We start from the raw sequence: 19,584 nt of genomic DNA on the forward strand, positions 1-19,584 counted from the left end.
GAATCACTAATGAATGAATTAAAATATGATGACTTTCTTCGCAGCATCAATATCCAAGATGTACTGAAAGATGCCGGCTACCAACTTAACCGCAAGGATGGTATCCGCTATCCTTCATATGTTAGACTTGACAGCAACGGCAAACGCATAAAAGGTGATAAGTTTATTGTCACCGCCAATGGTATGTGTTGCTTTCAGCCACCAGCACAAAAAAACTATAATGTAATCGGGTTTATCAAAGAGCATCCAACACTCTTTCCAGACTACACACCAAGTATGTCAGTAGATAAATTGGTGAACGTTGTCTGTAACCGTCTTCTCAATAATCCTATAGAGTATAACCAACCAAGAAAAGAGCTAAAGGAATATACACCTAAAGTCTTTAGCATTAAAGATTATGAATGTCTTGACTTTAACCGTTACAATTTTGCCTCTCAAAAGCCATTCTATAGCTTCTTCAAGCCAAGAGGTATCAATCTTGATACCCAAAAAGCATTTGGCTATAACTTTATGATAGCTATCAAAGAAGCCTCTAACGGACAAACATATACCAACCTTGTCTTTCCACTTAGAAAGCCATCAGACCTATCTACCATTGTAGGGTTGGAAGAACGAAGCCGTCCTGATAAAGAAGGCAGGACCAGCTACAAGGGAATGGCAGCAGGAAGTAATGCTACAGAAGGCATGTGGATAGCATCCCCCTCTAAAACCGAACTTTCAAAAGTCAAAGATGTCTATTGGTTTGAAAGTGCGTTCGATGCTATGGCATTCTATCAGATTCAGAGAGAGCAAATGAATAATGCGCAACAGCTTGGCAAAAAGGAAACTGACAGATTAGCAAGAGCCTGTTTCATTAGTACAGGAGGTAATCCTAGCATGCATCAGTTCAAAGGAATGTTGACACAGACACAAGCCGCAAACCATCATCTATGTTTCGATAGAGATGAAGCCGGACGAACTTTCGCTTTGAACTTTCTTGTGGTCAAAAATAATGCAGACGTGAAAGTCATGGCTCAAGGAGATTCAACAATCATTGAAGCTAACGGAGAAAAACATCTGATAAACTTCGCTGATAGAGACTTTAAATTGGAAGATGTCGCAAATAAACTTCACCTCAATATGGGTATGGTAAGTGATAAACTATCAGCCTATATGATGTCGCTACGTAATGACAGCATCTTTTCAGGTGATGAATGGCTATTACCCAAAGACTTACTTGACCTATATGGCAAGTACGAAAGTGATGCCGAGGAGTATTATTCCTCTAAACAAAGTGGTTTGATATGCCAAGACGATTTATCAGACATACGAAAAACTCTTGAAGAGAGCCATAAGATATATTCCGATGCAATGCGAGTAGCCGTTGCTGAATTTCGCGCCTCACAGGACAAGATAATATATTACGAACCATGCGACAAATCTTACAAAGATTGGAACGACCAATTGCTTGACAAGAAAGCCTATTCGCAAATCGATGAGATTGAGACAGCCTTTGATGACAACGGCAATGATGTCGTTATAGAACGAGAGGAAGATTACGAAGAAAAAGATAAGAACGAGGAAGCCGAAGAGAGAGAGGAAGAAAAGAAACGCTCGTGGTTTCATCGGTAACTGCAAAACAACGAAAGATGCAACAAACACCCTTATTCCAAACAATACTTATCACTCCGCATTGGAAACAGTTTGTAATAAATGAACTGCCTCTGCTATTGTTATGTATATCAGGTCTCATCTATGCAGGAATGGATGGGATGCCATTTGCTGAGTTTGTACTGATTATTGTTGTTATAATCTCCCTGATGTTACTCTATAGCTTTTGTTATATGCGAAAAATTAAATATTTGATTGGCAGTGAACAGCTTGTGGTTGAACATGGCATCTTTCAGCGTAAAGTTGACTATTTGGAATTGTATCGTATTGTTGACTTCAACGAACATCAGACTTTCATGCAACAATTGTTTTCCATGAAGACTATAACCATCTTTTCAGGTGACAGATCAACTCCAAGTTTAGATATTATCGGAGTAAAAGCAAACAATCAAATCGTTCCCATGATAAGGGAAAGAGTCATCATCAGTCGTAGAAACAATTCAATATATGAAATCACTAATCGCTAGAACAGTACTTATGGCTATATCCCTATCAAGTGCAACGACCATTCAAGTAAAGGCCCAGATAGCAGCAACTAACCCGATGGAATATATTGCTTTGGCAGAAGGTAATGAAGCCATTAACGGACAGATAGAAAAACAGATAAAAGGTCAGACAAAGACCGCACTGCTTCAAAACGCCATAGCAGCGGAGTTCAATCAAATGCATCAGTGGCAGAAGAAATATAACAGCTATCTCAAGACAGTGAATGGTTATGCTTCATCGCTGAAAGCATGTACACATTTGTATAATGATGGCGTGCGCATCTTTATCACCCTATCGAAATTACGTAAGGCAGTCGGGAACAACCCACAAGGCATTGCAGCCTCCATCAGTATGAACAATCTATATATCGAGACCGCTACAGAATTGGTATCCGTATATAATCTTCTGAAGGATGCAGTCGCCACCGGAGGTTCTGAGAATATGCTGACAGGAGCTGAACGTTCACGTACCCTTTGGGCACTTAACGATAAGCTCAGTGACTTTCAAAAGAAGTTATCACGTCTCCACCTTAGTATCCGCTATTATACTATGAATGATGTGTGGAACAATGCAACATCCGGTATGCTTGACAGAGATAACGCAACGATTGCTCGTGATTCCTATTCCAGATGGCGAAGAGCGGCAGCCGTAGTGCAGGACTAACACCTATACAATTCTAATATGAATCGAATCATTGTATTGCTCATCCTTACACTAAGTTTCAGTCCGAAGATTTTCGCTCAGAACGACCCTGCTTTGGCAGGTATGATTGTTTTGTATACAGAAAAGGCTGAAAAGGAACTGAAGAAACAAGAGACGGTCATGCTTTTGCAGACAACAGGTCATGTATGGATCAAAGAAGAAGTAGAAGGTACAACCGACTTGCAACGGGAGTTCAATAATTACCTGAGTTCATTTCGTGGCATTGTGGTATATGCCGCACAGATATATGGTTTCTATCACGAGATAAATAATCTAGTCAAAAACATGGATGGCTTCACAAGGCAATTAGATAATCATGCCGGCAATGCACTGGCTGTAGCATTATCCACCAAACGTAATAAAATCTATAGAGAGCTGATTATGGGTAGCGTAGATATATGTAATGATATTCGGCAGGTATGTCTGAGTGATAACAAAATGACAGAGAAAGAGCGAATAGAGATAGTGTTCAATATCCGCCCCAAGCTCAAGTTGATGAACCATCGTTTACAACGTCTTACTCGTGCAGTGAAATATACCTCAATGGCTGATATATGGGCAGAGATAGATGAAGGCAGTCGTGAAAAGGTTGACAAGCAGTCCATAGTCAATGATTGTATGAACAGATGGAAACGTAATGGGAAAAAAGTAATGAAATAGTAGTAATCAATCAAAAATCAGAATAATGAGCAAATGGGGAACATTATTAAAAGGCTTCGCAAAAAGTACGGCTTCTAACACTGGCAAATTCGTCGGTGCCGGTGGTCGAACATTGAGTAATTCCGTCATTCATCCAGCCCAAGCCCTTAGAGGAGCAGGAACAGCTGCAAAGACTGCGGCTGTCGGTGGAACGGCAGGCTATCTGACATGGGAGGCAATCGTAAATGATAAGAGTGTGTTGGAAACCACCTCAGATTTGGTGGTTGGAAAAGATACCAGTAATAAGATTACAGAGGTCGTTGATGATGTAAAGGGATTGAAAGAGAAGGCCGGGGAAGCGGTAGACTCCGTCAATGGAGCTATGAGTGATATCAACAGCAAATGGAGCGGTATGAGCAATTTCTTCCGTGGTATCTTCGGAGGAAACGGCATTGATATGTTCGGTAACTTCTTAAAAAATCTTGGTGATGGAAATGTTTCGGGACTCAGTCTTGCAGGACTCGTCATCGCAGGATTCCTATCATTTGGACGCTTCGGATGGCTCGGCAAGATAGCAGGTGCCATGCTTGGCATGATGCTGATAGGAAATAACTCTAATATGTCACAAGTACTTGGAGGAGGTACTAACACAGCATCCCAAAGCATGGCTCAATCAGAAAGTCAAGCAGAAGGTGGTGGAAGAAGAAGATAATCAAAACAGTAAAGTAAAATGAATTATACAGAAGAAATGATATTGCGTTCAGATAGTGGCTATTGCATGCCTTTTGAGGAACGAGACAAAAATGTAGAACTATCCTTGGGTTATGGCAATCAGAGACATCCTGTCAGCGGTGAGACTTTTTTTCACCATGGGCTGGATTTTAATGCGACACGCTATCTACTCTCGGCTTTGGCTACCGGTACAGTGTCAGGTGTAGGCAGAGACAATGAACATGGAATCTATCAAGTTATACGGTATGGAAAGTACGAGGTGAAATATTCTCATCTTGCAGATGTGTATGCTAACTTCGGTCAGAATGTACAAGCAGGAATGATGGTAGCCTTGAGTGGTGACCTGTTACATCTGGAAGTTCGTTTTGACGGTGAAGAAATGAATCCGATAGATTTTCTGAGTATGCTATTCAGCAACATCAAAGCCATCGAACACAATGGAAGCCTTTCTTTCCCTGAGTTTGAGAATTTCGAGATGAACACTCCTACCAACTATGAGAAGGACAAAGATGAAATCGAAGAATTAATGATGCACTTCCTGCCAACCTATCTGATGGATCTACACCGAGGACAGTATATTCTTCCTGAACGAACAGAGCAAAGTCTGAGAAACATCTTCTCACTCTCAGCCTCCAAGAACTATTTTTTCGACAGTATGCCATCTATGGCCAATCCATTAGGCATCGGTCAAAGAGCAATGCCATTGGTATGTAAGGTACAGAATCTGCTCATTGGTGATTTCTTAAACTATTTGGCATTAAGACACAATGTCTATCTCTCGACCATGAATGATGTTCTAAAAAAAAAGTCCTCGACGAAGCCCTGAGTGACAGCGGAATTATCGATCCTTTATCTGAATTGGATTTCGACGTTCAGAGTTTTGATATTCCACGTTTAGTCAGCGTATATCCAGATCGAGCAGAAACACGTTGGTGGACAAAAGCATGGTTTAACAATCGTGAGGAAGGTGAAGAATCCGTGGAGATTACCCGACAATTGGCAATTCTCTTTATCCATCGACAAGTTGAAAAGGACACATGGTTAGAAGAATATTATCCTAAACAGATGGCCATGTATCATCAGGCTATTGAACAAACGAGAGAGCAATTGCTCAGTCAGTTGAACTTATAACAATGAACTATAAAAGCAAGACATGAGTCAAATCAAGAATCCCGAACAATTTACCGCCATAGAATACGGACTACAGCACTATTTTGATGCTGCGGTTTCACCTGTGATGAAGCAGGTAAGGGATGACCTAAATAAGAAGCAGACGAAAGAGTTGTCGGACTATATGCAAAGTCCGGCAGGTATTCTCGCTTCAGCCATGCCTTATGGTATGACAACTGACCCTGTACAGGCTGTGCGAATGACAGGCAAATGGAATAGTAAGACTACCGAAGACTATATTCAAATGGTCAATACAAAGATTCAGCAGTCAGGCAAGCTTCAACAAGACTTTGCCCTGTTTGCTGAACAATGGCGAGACGCTGCTATTAAGCAGATGGGTAGAAACAAATATGATGCACTCTCAAAACAATTAGGATGCGATTTAGCCTATGCCTATGTTGGTGCACGCATGGAAGATTTGATGGTAAACAAACTCGTACATGATGGTATGCCCAAGTCATCTGCTGATTATATCATCCGTAAAGCAGCACAGAGCAGTATTTGGGGATTAACAGGAGAACTCATGAAATCACCGCTGACCAAGGAAATTGAGGAACGTGGTGAGAAAGCATATCACCCAAGCACTACAGAAAAGATGTCAGGACGTGCTATTGGTTCGGCGGTGGATGCAATTAGCATGGGCGGAGCAGGCGCATGGAAATCCTTTGCATCTTTTGTTGGGGTTGACCTTATTGCCGGTTATGCCATTGATAAAGTTACTAATACACAACAAAAGAAAGAGCTTACGATGGAAGCCGCTATCAGTAAAGGTGTATTCGGCAGTAACAAGAATGTTTTCAATGAATTTAGAAAAGATGCGAAAAAACTTAATGGTGCAGATAATGACTATCTGAAATCGCTCAACCAACAATTGAATCGAAAAATATATCTCAATGATTATCAATTTAAGCCTATGGCATGGAATACAAATGCAACAAACAAATATCCTTTCCCAATATCAATTTCCGAGACCAATAACGCAAAGTACAAGAATGTCCCTTTGGTTGTAGCACCAGGAAAGGAAGAGGAATATCTGGCTAATAAAGCAAAATATGATGCCCAAAAAGTTGCTCAAGCAAAGGCAGAGAGAGAAAGCCTGAATACAGAGAAACAAGAAGAATCTTCAACAGTAAATTCTTCTCAACAGCAACAAGGACAGCAGCAGGAACAGCAACCTTTAAACAACAACAGTGGTGGGTGGCTCGACCTACTGGCGAATGCTACTGGCATGGATGGCTTCAGTAATGTGTTTGGCAACCTAGGGTATTCTTTAGCTATGCTACCTGATGTTATCGTGGGTATGTTCACAGGGAAAACAAAGTCACTGAATATGAAGAATACCATGATCCCTTTGGCACTTATCATGGCTGGATTATTTACCAAGAATCCCATTATAAAGACACTTCTTATAAGTATGGGTGGCATCAATCTGTTGAACAAATCAGGTAAGGAAGCTTTATCATGGAAGCAACAAGAAAGCGAATCGATCAATCGTTCACCGGGAGCGGAACGCTTTAAGACTTATTCAGATGAACCATTGAACAGCAGATTACAAAATCCTGTACTTCGTGGAAACTGCCTGATAGCAACGATTGACAATATACCATGTACCATTCAACTAACAAATAATGTAATTGATGCTTTTAATTCAGGAGCACTCCCATTGAACACATTGGCTAATGCTGTACTAGCAAAGAATGACCAAATGCGTCAGATGGCACAACAGAACTATGGTGAACGTGAAAACGAGACCATTCAAAGAACAAGAGGAATACAATAATTAGAAATATAATGAAAGAGAAAAATCAATCAGAACAATTAGCCGCTGAACGTCAAGTGGAATTAATCACCGAGGCGTTGGCAAATGCACGTAATAATGATGGTTATTGGTTGAATACCAAAGGGAAGACGATACCTAAGTTTTATCCCAAAGGTTGTGAAGTCAGTGCCTTCAATGCGCTTGTGATGGGGCTTCATTCCGACAAAGAGGGCTACAAGACAAATCTATACACTCTCTTCAACGAAGCCAAACTACGTGGAGAAAGTGTGAAAGAACATGAGCGTGGTGTACCTTTCAACTGGTACAATTGGAATAAGTATGTGAATCGTAATAATCCCGATGATATTATCTCCAGAAAAGACTATAAGGAATTGCCATCTACAGAAAGAACGCAATACAAAGGTGTTCATAATAGAGAGGTAAGAAATCTATTCAATATCGACCAGACACTACTACCGATGGTTGACGGTGAAGCTTACGAAAAGCAGGTTAATCGCTATGGCGGTGACACAAACCGCAGTGAATCCCAGTCTTCGAGTAAGGGAATCCACATGATGGTTAATGACTTCATGCTGAAGATGCGTGAAAACCTAATGCCGTTGCGACGTGACGGAAGCGGTGTCGCACACTATGATTCCGGAAAAGATGCTGTCTATATGCCAAAGCAGGAGAACTTTGAACATTACAATGAGTATGTACAGGAGATGCTTCGTCATGTAGTCAGTGCTACAGGTAATCAGCAACGACTATCACGTGAAGGAATGGTGATGAAGAATGGTGTAGCACCATCGGACGATGCAGTTAAGCAGGAACGTCTGATTGTAGAATTAGCTTCGGGCGTGAAGATGATGGAAATGGGGCTGCCGGCTCGTCTCTCAGAAGAAAGTCTTAATTTGGTTGACCATTGGAACAGGGAACTAAAAGAAAATCCTTGCCTGATCGATGCTGTAGAAAGTGATTTGAACAATGCGCTTGATGTGATTCGTAAAGCTGAAAACGGTGAGAAAATAGAATATTCCTCCTACATTAATCAGAAACAGACAGAAAAGATGCAGAGCCAGTTGCCACAGCATTTTTACATTTCGGATGAGATTAGTCAACATCCTAATGCCGATACCAAGATGGTTGTGCTGATTAGAGACAAAGCCGATAAATCGGTGGATGTAGTACTACCGGCAGGGGCTTCATTAGAGGTGAACAATGAAGTGCCCGGCATGTCAAAAGAACGTATCAAGCGAGCCTTGGAACATGAAGGTTTTGAAAATGTGAAGTTCTTTAACTCAAGTGGCATTTTAGGTTATCGTCCCAACGACAGCACATTTGATAATAAAGAAGTCACAATTGCACGATTGCGTAACTGGAATCTTGAGGATATATCACGCATTGATGTGACGGATGCTGTGAAACAGGCAAAAGTAATCGGCTTTGACCGCATACAGATGGTGCAGGATGATGATAAACGTTGGGCTATGTATATCAAACCGGAAGGAAGAGACTCATTTGCAATATATCCTGATAAAGCAGACTTGAATCGCTTCTTCACTACACTAAAACAAGCACAAGATAATGTTGACAGCTTGCGTTTGGAGTTAGCCCAAAAATATTATGTTCTTTCAGAAACCAAGCCTGACTTGAAAGTTGATTTATTCAGTTCACATGAAGAAGATATTGATTTGAATCGTATCGAAAGAGTCAATGTTTTCCGTGCGAAGAATGATGTTATTCTCTGTGCTGCAAAAATCTCAGGCGAAGCTGATGTCAAACCTCGTGTTGTTTCTCCTAGTCAGTGGCAACGTCTATGGATTGCCGATGACAAGACCGAATACAAGAAACATTTGGCAGCAACACTCTTTGCTGATGTCCTACGCAAAGGTAATACACTTGAAACAAACGCTAATGAGAAACAATCAACTGACGTAGAACAGAAGCAACAAGTACAGGAAACGGTTCAAAAGCAGGACGAAAACTCACAAAAGCCGGAAAAAAGATGTGCATTGATTCAATGGGATAATCTGAAAGACAAACATCCTGATGCTATCATTTTGTTTCGTATCGGCAATGATTATGAGACGTATAATAAAGATGCCAAGAAATTAGCTTCATGTCTGGGTATAGAGTTGAAAGATGAACTGGATCCTGATGGTCAGAAGATGAAAACTTCATCGTTCCCATATCATCAACTTGATACATATCTCCCTAAACTTATACGTGATGGTAACAGAATAGCTCTATGTGATTTTCCTGAAGCTATAGCAGAACAAGCATCAGAGAAAGAAACAGACATGTCTGAGGGTAAAGACGAAAGTGTTGAAGAGGAAGAACAACGCAGCAACGGTATTAGAAGATAAAAGTCATGAGTAAGAATTCAGAATACGCTAGTAAGTATGCGCCCGAAGCATGTGAACAGATGAAAAGGTATGGTATTCCCGCATCTGTAATCCTTGCTCAGGCTATTCTTGAAAGTAGCAACGGACAAAGTCAGTTAGCTCGTAACGAGAATAATCATTTTGGTATCAAAGCGACTCAATCATGGATCAGTAACGGTGGAAAGTATGGTCTATACACTGATGATAAGCCGAACGAAAAGTTTTGTAGCTACGCATCTGTGGGTGACTCTTATGAACACCATTCACAATTTTTGAAGAACAGTACACGTTACAAAGGCTGCTTCTCCCTTTCTGCTGACGACTATAAAGGTTGGACAAAAGGAATAGAGAAAGCTGGTTATGCTACAGGTGGCGGTTATGCAGCCAATCTTCAAAAAATAATTGAAGTTAATGGCTTGCAGAAATACGATAAAGAAGTAATGGCAGAGATGCAATCGCAAGTGAAATCCTTTGGTGTAGAGCAAAACAAACGTTCAACTTATAGGTATTCAGGTAATACACAAATAAGTGGAATAGTTGATACTAATAGTAGTAAAACCATAAATACTAATATAAGCAATGACTATTCTTTTCCATTAAAGCGTGATGAGTTCCTTTTTATCACATCTCCTTTTGGTATGCGTAATGACCCTATGGATAAAAGTAAGGAACAAATGCACAAAGGCATTGATATCCGAACTGACCATGAGGCAGTACTAGCTACTGAAAAATCAGGAAAGGTAATTGCGGTCAATCAAAACGCAAATACAGCAGGTGGTAAATCACTCACCGTAGAATACCAACGGGAAGATAAAAGCAAGGTTCAGGTCACTTATATACATCTCGATAGCATCGATATAAAAGTCGGTGACGAAGTTATAGCCGGACAGAAATTAGGTATATCGGGAAATACCGGAACAAGGACAACGGGTGAACATCTTCATTTAGGTGTGAAGGCAAGAACATCGGAAGGTGCAAGTAGAGATGTAGATCCTGCGGCATATTTGGCAGAGATAGCACAAAAAGGAAATATCCAGTTACAAGCTCTTCATAACGGCAATGATTTGCTGGCAAAGTATAAAAGCGATATAAAACCGGAACAGGAGACTAATCTGTCGCCTGATGATTGGATGAAGAAATTGCTCTCATCTGAAGATAGTGGTACAGGTTTATCAACCGGCGATCCTATTATGGAAAAAGCGATCTCAATGTTTATGAGTCTTCTTCCTCTTGCCTTAATGATTGATAACAAGTCCGATGAAGAGAAAAAAGAAAGCATCTCACAATCTGTAAATGGCAAGCAGGTGGATTTGAAATCTTTGCTGCCGAGCCTAAAGGAGTGCAAACTGACTGTCGATACAGATGGCAAGGCTTTACTGACAGCTGATAACGGTACAACAAAAGTTTCTCGTGAACTGACTAATGCAGAGATGAGTCGTCTTTCATTGATTTTGGGTAATACCGAACTAACAGATGAAGCCACAAGATTGCGAATATCAGGAATGGTCAATACCCTTGTATTATCGCAACAAGCTTCACAAAACTATGAGGAAGCTGTATCTCAACAGGAAGGTCAACAACAAAATATGCAACGCAAATAACATTTCGAATTACCTACGTCTTTGGTCAGATGGTTAAAATGGTATAAATAATAAAGTGATTTTGAAATGATTAAATGTAATGTAAAAGTAAACGGAACCATCGGCAGAGCTGCTGTAGTACGTGCAAGTAAAGAGGGTAAGCAATTCATGACTTACTCTGTAAATGTGGTGTTGTCTCCTAATAATGGAATCAATAAGACAATAAACATCAGCGTTATCAAAGATAGCAACGATAGTTCCGTTGCAGCCCAATACGTAACAGGTCATCGTATCGAGGTTGAAGGTGTACTGTATTTCAAAAAACGTGGTTCTGAACTATATCTAGATATGTCTGAAAATCGATCCAACTTCTATCCAGAGCAATCAAAGGATGGTATTGAAGGTGAAATGCATTTTCGTGGAACTCTCGGTAAGAACATTGAGATGAAGACAGACAAAAAGAATCGTCCCTATTTGGCATGTTCTGCTTATAGTGCGGAGAAGGTAGCTGATGGATTTGAATATACATGGGTACGTTTCATCCGCTTCTCAGACGTAATAGAGGATTTTCTTGTCCCCAAGGGCACGATTGAAGTAAAAGGTGATATGGATTTGTCCGTCTACAATGACAACTTGAACCTGGGTTGCCGTATCAAAGAGATGAGTAAATGGGTAAAACAACCTTATCAGGAAAAGAAAGAAGAACTTCCATTTTAATAAGCTATGGCATACTATAATAAGAACAAACAGTATCAGGCAGACGGCTTAAGTGCTGAATCAAAAGCATTAGATACCTTTGCGGAGCTAATGATTGAAAAGATTCAGTCGTTGCAAGATGGTCAGTCATGGCAGAAACCATGGTTTACAGAGTCAGCTTTGCGTATTCCGAAGAATCTGTCTGGACGTGAGTATAATGGAATGAACAGCCTGATGCTCATGATGCATGGAGAAAAGAACAACTACGAATTACCAATTTACGTGACTTTCGACCGTGTCATGGCTTTAAATTACCAAAAGGATAAGCAAGGTATGCGTTCCGCTATGCTTGATGCTAATGGAGAACCTTTACCTCATGTCGGTGTAAATAAGGGAGAAAAATCCTTCCCTGTGTTCCTGACCACATTCACATGTATAGATAAGGAAACCAAGAATCGCATTAGTTACGATGACTACAAACAGATGTCTAATGATGAGAAACAGGGTGTAAATGTTTATCCGAAGCAAAAGGTTTATTGTGTCTTCAACGTGGCACAAACCAATATCAAAGAGGCACGACCTGAACTGTATAATAAGCTACTTGAAGAGAACAAAATCAATAAGCCGAATGTCAATGGAGAACATTTTTCGTTCCCTCCAATGGATAAGATGATAGAGGACCAAAGTTGGGTATGCCCAATCAATATTATCCATCAAGATGCGGCATTTTATTCAATTTCAAAGGATGCCATAACATTCCCGGAGAAGTCTCAGTTCAAGGATGGCGAGTCTTTCTACTCAAATTTATGGCATGAAATGGCTCATAGTACAGGAAGCGAAAAGCAATTGAACAGATTAAATCCTAATAGTGGTTTCGGGAGCGATGAATATAGCAAGGAAGAGCTAACGGCAGAGTTGTCAGCTGCTTTAGTCGCTACAAAATATCAATTAACGAAAGGACTAAAGACGGATAGTGCTATGTACCTAAAATCATGGCTAGACAACTTGAAGCAATCTCCAGATTACATTAAGACAGTCTTGATGGATGTGAAAAAAGCGAGTGGTATTATCATAGAGAAAATCGATGCTGTTAAAGAAAAGTTAGACAACAAAGTGGAAGAACAAGAGACAAGCGCCGTGGAAAAGGAACCTGTATTCTACGCATCAGTAAACTATTTGCAGATGGCTGATGATACTCATATATTTGATAAGATGCAGGATAGTCAGGATTATAACGGCATGATTATGGAAGCTGCTGAGTATGATAATGGAGACTCCATCAATTTATCACATACCTATACCTCATCCTGTCGTTACCCTACTGATGTTGTCCTCGCTGAAGATGAAAACTATGCAGTAGTTTATAATCCTAGCGTTGGTGGTACTTATGACATCATGCGAAAGGTTACTCAACAAGATGTTCGTGATGCCATCCAAAGATATGGACTGTTTGAAGATGCAACCGATGACGTAAAAGACGTTGCCAAAGCGATGGTCTCAGAGGAGTTCTCTAAAATGATGAATACTCACATTCCTGCTTTTGAAATGCCCAGTGGCGATATTCTCTATATTCAATACAATCAAGATAAGAACACTTTAGATATTGGTTCTGCAACCAATATTGGCATGACTGTAATGCATAGTTTTCCCTATGACCATAATTTCAGCCTAGACGCTAACCTTGAAGGTGCTAGTGAAAAACTTTCTGAAATGCCGGTCTACCAAGCCGAGAGTGAGCAAGAACCTTGCGTTGCAGAACAGTCGCCATCATTAAGCAATAGTATTTTTGAGAATAGAGAGGCATTAGACACCTTTATGAAAGAATATTGGGGTGCGAGACGTGATAATGGTTTTATGATGTGTGGCTTCGAAACTTATAATGGTAAAGAAGCTATAATACTAGAGAATGAGAACTTTACCAATTCTACCTATTACTTGATATCACGAGATGAGTCAGAAGGAAAAGACAAATACTTCATGCATCTGTACGACTCTGATCTAGACAAGGAAGTGTTTACTTCACGTGAGATGCCTCAAGACAAAGAATCCGCATATAGTTTTATGCGTGGAGCTTACCGTGAATTAGAAGATTACGAACACGACAAGCAACAGGATAAAGTTCAGGACCAGCAAGAAGAAGCAGACGAAGAACAGCATTTTCGGAGAGGAAGATAAAATCATTTTTTAACATGCACAATTCAAATCCAATATTATATGTGATGATTAATAAACTCTCTAAATATAGAAAAATTCATTTTTTTAAAGCTCAAAATAGCATAAACATCACTATATCAAATATTGCATGAATAAACAATAATGAATTTGCTATAAACTAAGTAACTTTGTATTTTTGCAAAATGAATATTATTATACTAACCATCTTTTTCTTTTTTAAGGAATAAAATAATGGGAAATAATGATTAATAAATGAAAGAAAATAATGAGTGAAGATAAATTTAAAAGATTCAAAAAACTTCTTGAATACTTTATTGCCCATTTAGAATACATCCAAAATGAGTCTATAGATAATAAAGGGTATTCAATATATATCGCTCCTCTGATTCATAATATGACTTTCCAGACATGTGGACAAGGCTACAGCGGAGCAAAAATTCAGAATCAAATATCTGAATGGCAGGACTATGGGGATAGTACTATTTGTATCAATGTTCAGGGACATTATGGAAAAGGATACTATACTAAGAAGTGTTATCTGAATTGGAAAGAGACAGGTATAAATATATACGCTAAATGGAATGACGCAAAAACAAGAATTACTCATTTGGCTTTTACTGATTATATGTATTGGCTTGACCCACCAGAATATAAAGATTCTGAAAAATTTAGTATCGAAGATTTAGGGCTATTTGATGATAGTGAGCCAAATACAGAAATAGCTAAGATGTTTAATAAATTCTATCTCAAAATTTATAATTATAAAATGAACGGTATGACAAAAAGATATCAAGATTTATTGTTGGCTAATAAAAATATGATTTTAAATGGAGCTCCAGGTACAGGTAAAACTTATTTATCCAAACTAATAGCCTCTCAAATGATAAAATCAAGTATAAAGTCAGATACAACAATGGAAGAGAATCAGTTCATCAATGATCATATAGGTTTTGTCCAATTTCATCCTTCTTTAGATTATACTGATTTTGTGGAAGGACTACGACCATATGAAGAAATAGGTAATATTGGATTTAAGAGAAGAGATGGAATATTCAAAAAGTTCTGTAAGAAAGCCATAAGTCACAGTAATGAAAATTTTGTTTTCATCATTGATGAAATCAATCGTGGTGATATCTCAAAGATATTTGGTGAATTATTTTTTGCTATAGATTCTGGTTATCGAGGGAAAAATGGTATTATTGAAACACAATATCAGAATTTGATTAATATAGATGATTCTACAAAAGCAGAAGATGTTTTTAAAAATGGTTTCTATATTCCACAGAATGTTTATATTATTGGTACAATGAATGATATTGATCGCTCTGTAGAATCAATGGATTTTGCAATGCGAAGACGTTTCGCTTTTATAGAAATTACTGCTAAAGAGAGCGCAGAAAATATGTTAGGAAAAGAGGAGAGCTATGCTGCTTTAGTTAAAGGAATGAAAAATGAAACAGAGCTGATTGAAGCCTGCATGAATGCAAATACAGATATTATCAATAAAATGGATTCTCTAAATAATACAATTATTAGTGAAGAAATAGGATTAACTTTGGATTACCAGATTGGAGCCGCTTATTTTTTAAAATATGCTCTTTATGCCAATTCAAAAGATGCATTCGAAAAATTGTGGCAAAATCATTTACAATGTGTGCTAAAAGAATATCTACGTGGTATAGGTGAAGAAAGTAAAAAACTTCAAATTTTGAAGAACAGCTATGACAATGCATAAAATACAGATTTCAGATAATTGTTATCCTGGTAAACTGTTACAAGATTGCATAGAAAGTGAAAACAAAGACATTGAGTCTGTAGCCCAAATCGCAAAAGATATTTCTATTTTTAGTGGGAGACAACTTGACCAATTAATCCAAGAAAATAGTAACTTACTTGTTTTTCCACAGAATATTAATGCCTTTAATGATGAGATAGAAGAACTACAAATATGTTCTTATGATAATCAATCTAAGTGTATTAGTACTGGAAACATGATGGGATTTGTTGGCGCAGGACAAACTCTAATGCGCATTTCTTCTCGTTTTGATAATAATATTAACGATTATTTTCTACACTATATGCTCCAAAAGGTATTCTGTCCACATATAGTTAATCTAAAACATACGAGTACACAAGAAAATATCTTTGATTTCCTTCTTTACTTATTTCCATATTATCTTAATCAAGCACTCAGCCAAGGTTTATATAAAGAATATAAAAAGTTTGAATATAATGATTGTAAGATAAAAGGAAATATAAATATCCAAAAGCATTTGAATCAAAACATCCCTTTCTGTGGGCTAATTGCCTATAATACACGAGAATATAGTTATGATAACAAAATAACCCAACTTGTTAGACACACAATTGAATACATCAAAAGATCATTCTTAGGAAAGAATATTCTCCAAAGCAAAGAAACGGATGATAATATACGTCAAATAATAAATTCAACACCTACATACTCCATTTGGGACCGTCATAAAGTATTAATTAGCAATTCAAAAAGATTAAATCATCCATACTTTACTAAATATTGTATTCTACAACAATTGTGCATAAGGATATTACGTCATGAAGAAATAAAATATGGAAACGACAAGGATAAAGTATATGGAATCTTGTTCGACGGGTCATGGTTATGGGAAGAATATCTTAATACTATTTTAAAAAAGTGTAATTTTATACATCCAAGGAATAAAGCTATATTAAAAAACGAAAAACAACCTATATATCTTTTTGAGGATAATACTTATGACAGGTATCCTGATTTTTACAAAAATAAGGAAATGATTATAGATGCCAAATACAAACATCTAGGTGGAAAAATTGAGAGAAACGACATACATCAAATTATATCTTATATGCATGTTTTATCTGCCAATACTGCGGCATTAGCATATCCTAATTGTAAATCAAGAAGCGCATATACAGCAATTGGTAAATTAAATGGCTTGGGCGGAAATATTGGGTTGTTAAATCTCCAAATTCCAGATAACTGTAAAACCTACTTTGACTTCGTTAGTAATATTGAAATACAAGAAAATTTGTTTGTTGAAGCAGTTTTAAACTCAGTCCAATCAACTGTTAAGTAAAATCTTTCTAAAATACAGTAAATATGGCGAAATCTAATAACAACTATTAGCTTCGCCATTCTTTCGCTTACAACACAGCCTCCATCTGAGTCAGGAACTCCTGCAACTCCGCATCCTGTATAAACCCAATTGGACAAGCCACAAAGTCCCTATCCCTTTGAATCTTCACATTGGGCAACTCGGGTATACCGGTCTTGATTTCAATCGCTTCCATTTCATTTATGGAGGCATATCCATATTCGGTTTCGTTCATACCCACTACAATCGTAAATAAAGTGAAGTCATCACCTTCCGGTTGACCTTCAAGCACATACCAACGAACACGTCCAATGAAGAAAACACAGATGCAAATCGCATCCTTCTTCTTTGAGTCTTGACTATAAAGCGGATATTTTGTTAGAGTCTCCGCCAACTCCGGTGTAATCAATCTGCTTTCCATATTCTAAAGCTTAATCTTGTGAAACATAATACAATTCTTTCTCTTCTAGGCTCTCAATCATTTCCGAAGCCCATTTGCAAGCCCATTCGTCACGAGGGTCATAATGTCCCTGTTTGAAATCTTTTGCAAGCTGCTCGATAAAGCCCATAACAACCTTAAACTTCTCATTGACCAAATAACGATGGTCATTAGCCAACTCAGCTCCAGTTCTATGAGCTGAACACATACCGTCATTTACAAACCTTGAAAACTCCAAGGCAAACTCCCTGTCTCTGTCATTTATCTTATCCATATCAATTTGAATGAATGATTAATATTTACTTCCCTAAATTTGAAGCCTTTTGACTTCTCTGTCGGGGTTGATTTTTACGTGCAATTAAATAGTGTAGCTAAGGAATCAAGACAAGTCATTGAGGCTTAGTTTCTTTGGAATGCCCAAATCTTTGATTTGTGGAAGGTTTCCGAAGAAAGTAAGACACAATAGGCAATGCCAGTACTTGACAGATATTACAGCGAAACTAACTTTGCAGAGTAAAATGTCACAGCCCAAAAGAGAAGGAGTACATTTACTTGTCCACAATAAAAAAGGAAGAGCCAACTCCTCACAAGCAGACCCTTCCAATAAAGAAATAAGTTTTAATATTTTAGCTCTATTTCATGTACAGACAAACAAGCACCTGTCTGTTTGCCGGCACAGGAGTATAACTGTCAATGCCACCTTTACTTTCCTGAAGAATGACATCACTATCCACACCACGTGTCTGCAATTCCTTTGATATAAATGCAGCTCTCGATAAAGAAAGATTGTCGTTTATCACAGTAGTACCAGTAGCATTATCAGCAGAACCGATAACCTTTACCTTTAGATCATGCTTCTTTACCACACGAGCTATCTCATCAATGTTGATAGCTTGTGCCACATCAGTAAGTTCTGTACTGCCCAATTTGAAGAAGAAGTGTACCGGCGCACCTACACACGTCTTGCCTTTAAGTATATCAGAAATATAACCATCCATACGTGTAGAATCATTGGCTGTCATCTGCTTACTGTAAGCGTCTTTTCTTGTGCGATTTTTGTGTGGTTCATTACCATCCCAGTCACGATGAGACAATCGGGCACGCAGAGAATTGAGACCGGAATAATCATTTTTAGGATAACCTTTGATTGTCTCACCATCATCAAGAGATGCCAGTTGGTCACCGTAAAAATCTATCAACCCTTCAATCTCCAAAATCTTTTGCAATTCGGCTATCGCTCTGGAATCTTTCTCATGACGGGAACAGAGCAACTGGTTCTGATGAAGCATATCGTTTGTGTAATCCGTCAACCATTTATTCTGAGTGATGTACGGTGAAGCATCAACGACTCGCTTGAATCCCACTTTGCCAATGTGGTAAGTAATGCCGAGCGACACTGACAGCATATTGTCGCCAAAACGATTCGTTTTACCGTCCCCATCAAAATTTTGAAAGGTAGTCATACCACCGACTTCTAAAGAAACAAGTGCTCGTTTGGATAGACGATACTGAGTCATCATGCCGTAAGAAAAGGCAAATGGCACATTCCCATTGTCCTCATGATGGATAATTCCTGCACCGGCATAAGAAATGATATTCCATCGGCGATCAATCTTATTATTACTGAAAGACGTGGACATATTCCACAAAAAGTCAGCGTGAGCAAATCTGTAATCCTTTGTTCCGAGATTGCTGTCCTTAAACTGAAATCCCTGATAAGCGATGCGTCCACCCACCTCAGGAGTGAACCATTTGCCAAACGATAGTGCCAGTGACGGTTTCATCCTTCCGAAAATATCTTCGCATCCTAAAGGTTTCCCTAAGAATGCTGATGCTCCACCGGATATGCCAATAAACCAATTAGATGACCATGCTGATGGTGTGACCACATCCTTTAGAAAAGTCGGCTCGATTGTACAAATCATTTCATGCTCCATGTTACGAGGAAAATTTGTGAGCGTGTCACTTGACACCTCACCTGCAAAGGACTGTAACTGTACGGACAATCCCAATGCCGCTATTATAAATGTTCTTTTAATCATATTGTTGTTTTTAT

At 38.6% G+C, this 19,584-nt stretch carries 16 protein-coding genes and 1 pseudogene; 14 read left to right on the top strand and 3 right to left on the bottom strand.

Translation table 11 applies throughout. The features are described from left to right. Positions 1-9: 9 nt before the first annotated feature. The 14 genes and pseudogenes from HMPREF1212_RS25125 to HMPREF1212_RS25190 all read left to right on the top strand — a co-directional run bounded on the left by HMPREF1212_RS25125 (position 10) and on the right by HMPREF1212_RS25190 (position 17,071). Positions 10-1,611, top strand: coding sequence for a toprim domain-containing protein (locus HMPREF1212_RS25125; protein WP_046151593.1), 1,602 nt, complete (start codon positions 10-12; stop codon positions 1,609-1,611). A gap of 17 nt (positions 1,612-1,628) precedes the next feature. Continuing rightward, a complete protein-coding gene (locus HMPREF1212_RS25130; RefSeq protein WP_046151594.1) occupies positions 1,629-2,117 on the top strand; it encodes a PH domain-containing protein in 489 nt (162 codons plus the stop codon). Further along, positions 2,098-2,799 carry a hypothetical protein gene (locus tag HMPREF1212_RS25135; protein ID WP_046151595.1) on the top strand — a complete coding sequence of 234 codons (702 nt, stop codon included), beginning with the start codon at positions 2,098-2,100 and terminating at the stop codon, positions 2,797-2,799. The genes HMPREF1212_RS25130 and HMPREF1212_RS25135 overlap by 20 nt, the downstream gene beginning before the upstream one ends. Positions 2,800-2,817: 18 nt before the next feature. Further along, on the top strand, positions 2,818-3,498 hold the full coding sequence (locus HMPREF1212_RS25140; RefSeq protein ID WP_046151596.1) for a hypothetical protein: 681 nt from the start codon (positions 2,818-2,820) through the stop codon (positions 3,496-3,498). A gap of 25 nt (positions 3,499-3,523) precedes the next feature. Beyond that, positions 3,524-4,189: a hypothetical protein gene (locus HMPREF1212_RS25145; RefSeq protein WP_046151597.1), complete on the top strand. Its 666-nt coding sequence runs from the start codon at positions 3,524-3,526 to the stop codon at positions 4,187-4,189. A gap of 18 nt (positions 4,190-4,207) precedes the next feature. After that, complete coding sequence (locus HMPREF1212_RS25150) at positions 4,208-5,035, top strand: M23 family metallopeptidase (protein WP_046151598.1); 828 nt, start codon at positions 4,208-4,210, stop codon at positions 5,033-5,035. An 11-nt stretch (positions 5,036-5,046) separates the two neighbouring features. Further along, a complete protein-coding gene (locus HMPREF1212_RS25155; RefSeq protein ID WP_082099991.1) occupies positions 5,047-5,340 on the top strand; it encodes a hypothetical protein in 294 nt (97 codons plus the stop codon). Between the two features lie 22 nt (positions 5,341-5,362). After that, the gene (locus tag HMPREF1212_RS25160; protein WP_046151600.1) at positions 5,363-7,159 is read left to right on the top strand and encodes a hypothetical protein; all 1,797 of its coding nucleotides are present in this window, start codon (positions 5,363-5,365) and stop codon (positions 7,157-7,159) included. A gap of 11 nt (positions 7,160-7,170) precedes the next feature. Then, positions 7,171-9,507, top strand: coding sequence for a MutS N-terminal domain-containing protein (locus tag HMPREF1212_RS25165; protein ID WP_046151601.1), 2,337 nt, complete (start codon positions 7,171-7,173; stop codon positions 9,505-9,507). Between the two features lie 5 nt (positions 9,508-9,512). Further along, the gene (locus tag HMPREF1212_RS25170; RefSeq protein WP_046151602.1) at positions 9,513-11,126 is read left to right on the top strand and encodes a glucosaminidase domain-containing protein; all 1,614 of its coding nucleotides are present in this window, start codon (positions 9,513-9,515) and stop codon (positions 11,124-11,126) included. Between the two features lie 66 nt (positions 11,127-11,192). Further along, the gene (locus HMPREF1212_RS25175) at positions 11,193-11,822 is read left to right on the top strand and encodes a hypothetical protein (RefSeq protein ID WP_046151603.1); all 630 of its coding nucleotides are present in this window, start codon (positions 11,193-11,195) and stop codon (positions 11,820-11,822) included. A 6-nt stretch (positions 11,823-11,828) separates the two neighbouring features. Then, positions 11,829-13,541 (top strand): annotated as a pseudogene (locus HMPREF1212_RS25180) (zincin-like metallopeptidase domain-containing protein); the annotation flags it as partial. 700 nt (positions 13,542-14,241) lie between these two features. Beyond that, positions 14,242-15,711 (top strand): McrB family protein, encoded by a 1,470-nt coding sequence (locus HMPREF1212_RS25185; RefSeq protein ID WP_046151604.1) that lies wholly within the window; start codon positions 14,242-14,244, stop codon positions 15,709-15,711. After that, positions 15,704-17,071: an McrC family protein gene (locus HMPREF1212_RS25190; RefSeq protein WP_052725120.1), complete on the top strand. Its 1,368-nt coding sequence runs from the start codon at positions 15,704-15,706 to the stop codon at positions 17,069-17,071. The genes HMPREF1212_RS25185 and HMPREF1212_RS25190 overlap by 8 nt, the downstream gene beginning before the upstream one ends. A gap of 67 nt (positions 17,072-17,138) precedes the next feature. Here HMPREF1212_RS25190 and HMPREF1212_RS25195 read toward each other — a convergent pair whose 3' ends face one another. From HMPREF1212_RS25195 to HMPREF1212_RS25205, 3 genes are all read right to left on the bottom strand, one after another. Then, positions 17,139-17,510: a DUF2958 domain-containing protein gene (locus tag HMPREF1212_RS25195; RefSeq protein WP_046151605.1), complete on the bottom strand. Its 372-nt coding sequence runs from the start codon at positions 17,508-17,510 to the stop codon at positions 17,139-17,141. Between the two features lie 10 nt (positions 17,511-17,520). Beyond that, positions 17,521-17,802 (bottom strand): hypothetical protein, encoded by a 282-nt coding sequence (locus HMPREF1212_RS25200; RefSeq protein ID WP_052725121.1) that lies wholly within the window; start codon positions 17,800-17,802, stop codon positions 17,521-17,523. A 358-nt stretch (positions 17,803-18,160) separates the two neighbouring features. Beyond that, positions 18,161-19,570: an OmpA family protein gene (locus HMPREF1212_RS25205; protein WP_046151607.1), complete on the bottom strand. Its 1,410-nt coding sequence runs from the start codon at positions 19,568-19,570 to the stop codon at positions 18,161-18,163. Positions 19,571-19,584: the final 14 nt, after the last annotated feature.

This window comes from Parabacteroides sp. HGS0025, assembly GCF_000969845.1.
Taxonomy (GTDB): Bacteria; Bacteroidota; Bacteroidia; order Bacteroidales; family Tannerellaceae; genus Parabacteroides; species Parabacteroides gordonii.

Bases quoted from the DNA above. Each gene is read 5' to 3' on its own strand.
- HMPREF1212_RS25185 (WP_046151604.1), top strand. From the start codon at position 14,242: ATGAGTGAAGATAAATTTAAAAGATTCAAAAAACTTCTTGAATACTTT.
- HMPREF1212_RS25190 (WP_052725120.1), top strand. From the start codon at position 15,704: ATGCATAAAATACAGATTTCAGATAATTGTTATCCTGGTAAACTGTTA.
- HMPREF1212_RS25175 (WP_046151603.1), top strand. From the start codon at position 11,193: ATGATTAAATGTAATGTAAAAGTAAACGGAACCATCGGCAGAGCTGCT.
- HMPREF1212_RS25160 (WP_046151600.1), top strand. From the start codon at position 5,363: ATGAGTCAAATCAAGAATCCCGAACAATTTACCGCCATAGAATACGGA.
- HMPREF1212_RS25135 (WP_046151595.1), top strand. From the start codon at position 2,098: ATGAAATCACTAATCGCTAGAACAGTACTTATGGCTATATCCCTATCA.
- HMPREF1212_RS25130 (WP_046151594.1), top strand. From the start codon at position 1,629: ATGCAACAAACACCCTTATTCCAAACAATACTTATCACTCCGCATTGG.
- HMPREF1212_RS25205 (WP_046151607.1), bottom strand. From the start codon at position 19,570: ATGATTAAAAGAACATTTATAATAGCGGCATTGGGATTGTCCGTACAG.
- HMPREF1212_RS25145 (WP_046151597.1), top strand. From the start codon at position 3,524: ATGAGCAAATGGGGAACATTATTAAAAGGCTTCGCAAAAAGTACGGCT.
- HMPREF1212_RS25195 (WP_046151605.1), bottom strand. From the start codon at position 17,510: ATGGAAAGCAGATTGATTACACCGGAGTTGGCGGAGACTCTAACAAAA.
- HMPREF1212_RS25150 (WP_046151598.1), top strand. From the start codon at position 4,208: ATGAATTATACAGAAGAAATGATATTGCGTTCAGATAGTGGCTATTGC.
- HMPREF1212_RS25140 (WP_046151596.1), top strand. From the start codon at position 2,818: ATGAATCGAATCATTGTATTGCTCATCCTTACACTAAGTTTCAGTCCG.
- HMPREF1212_RS25165 (WP_046151601.1), top strand. From the start codon at position 7,171: ATGAAAGAGAAAAATCAATCAGAACAATTAGCCGCTGAACGTCAAGTG.
- HMPREF1212_RS25200 (WP_052725121.1), bottom strand. From the start codon at position 17,802: ATGGATAAGATAAATGACAGAGACAGGGAGTTTGCCTTGGAGTTTTCA.
- HMPREF1212_RS25125 (WP_046151593.1), top strand. From the start codon at position 10: ATGAATGAATTAAAATATGATGACTTTCTTCGCAGCATCAATATCCAA.
- HMPREF1212_RS25170 (WP_046151602.1), top strand. From the start codon at position 9,513: ATGAGTAAGAATTCAGAATACGCTAGTAAGTATGCGCCCGAAGCATGT.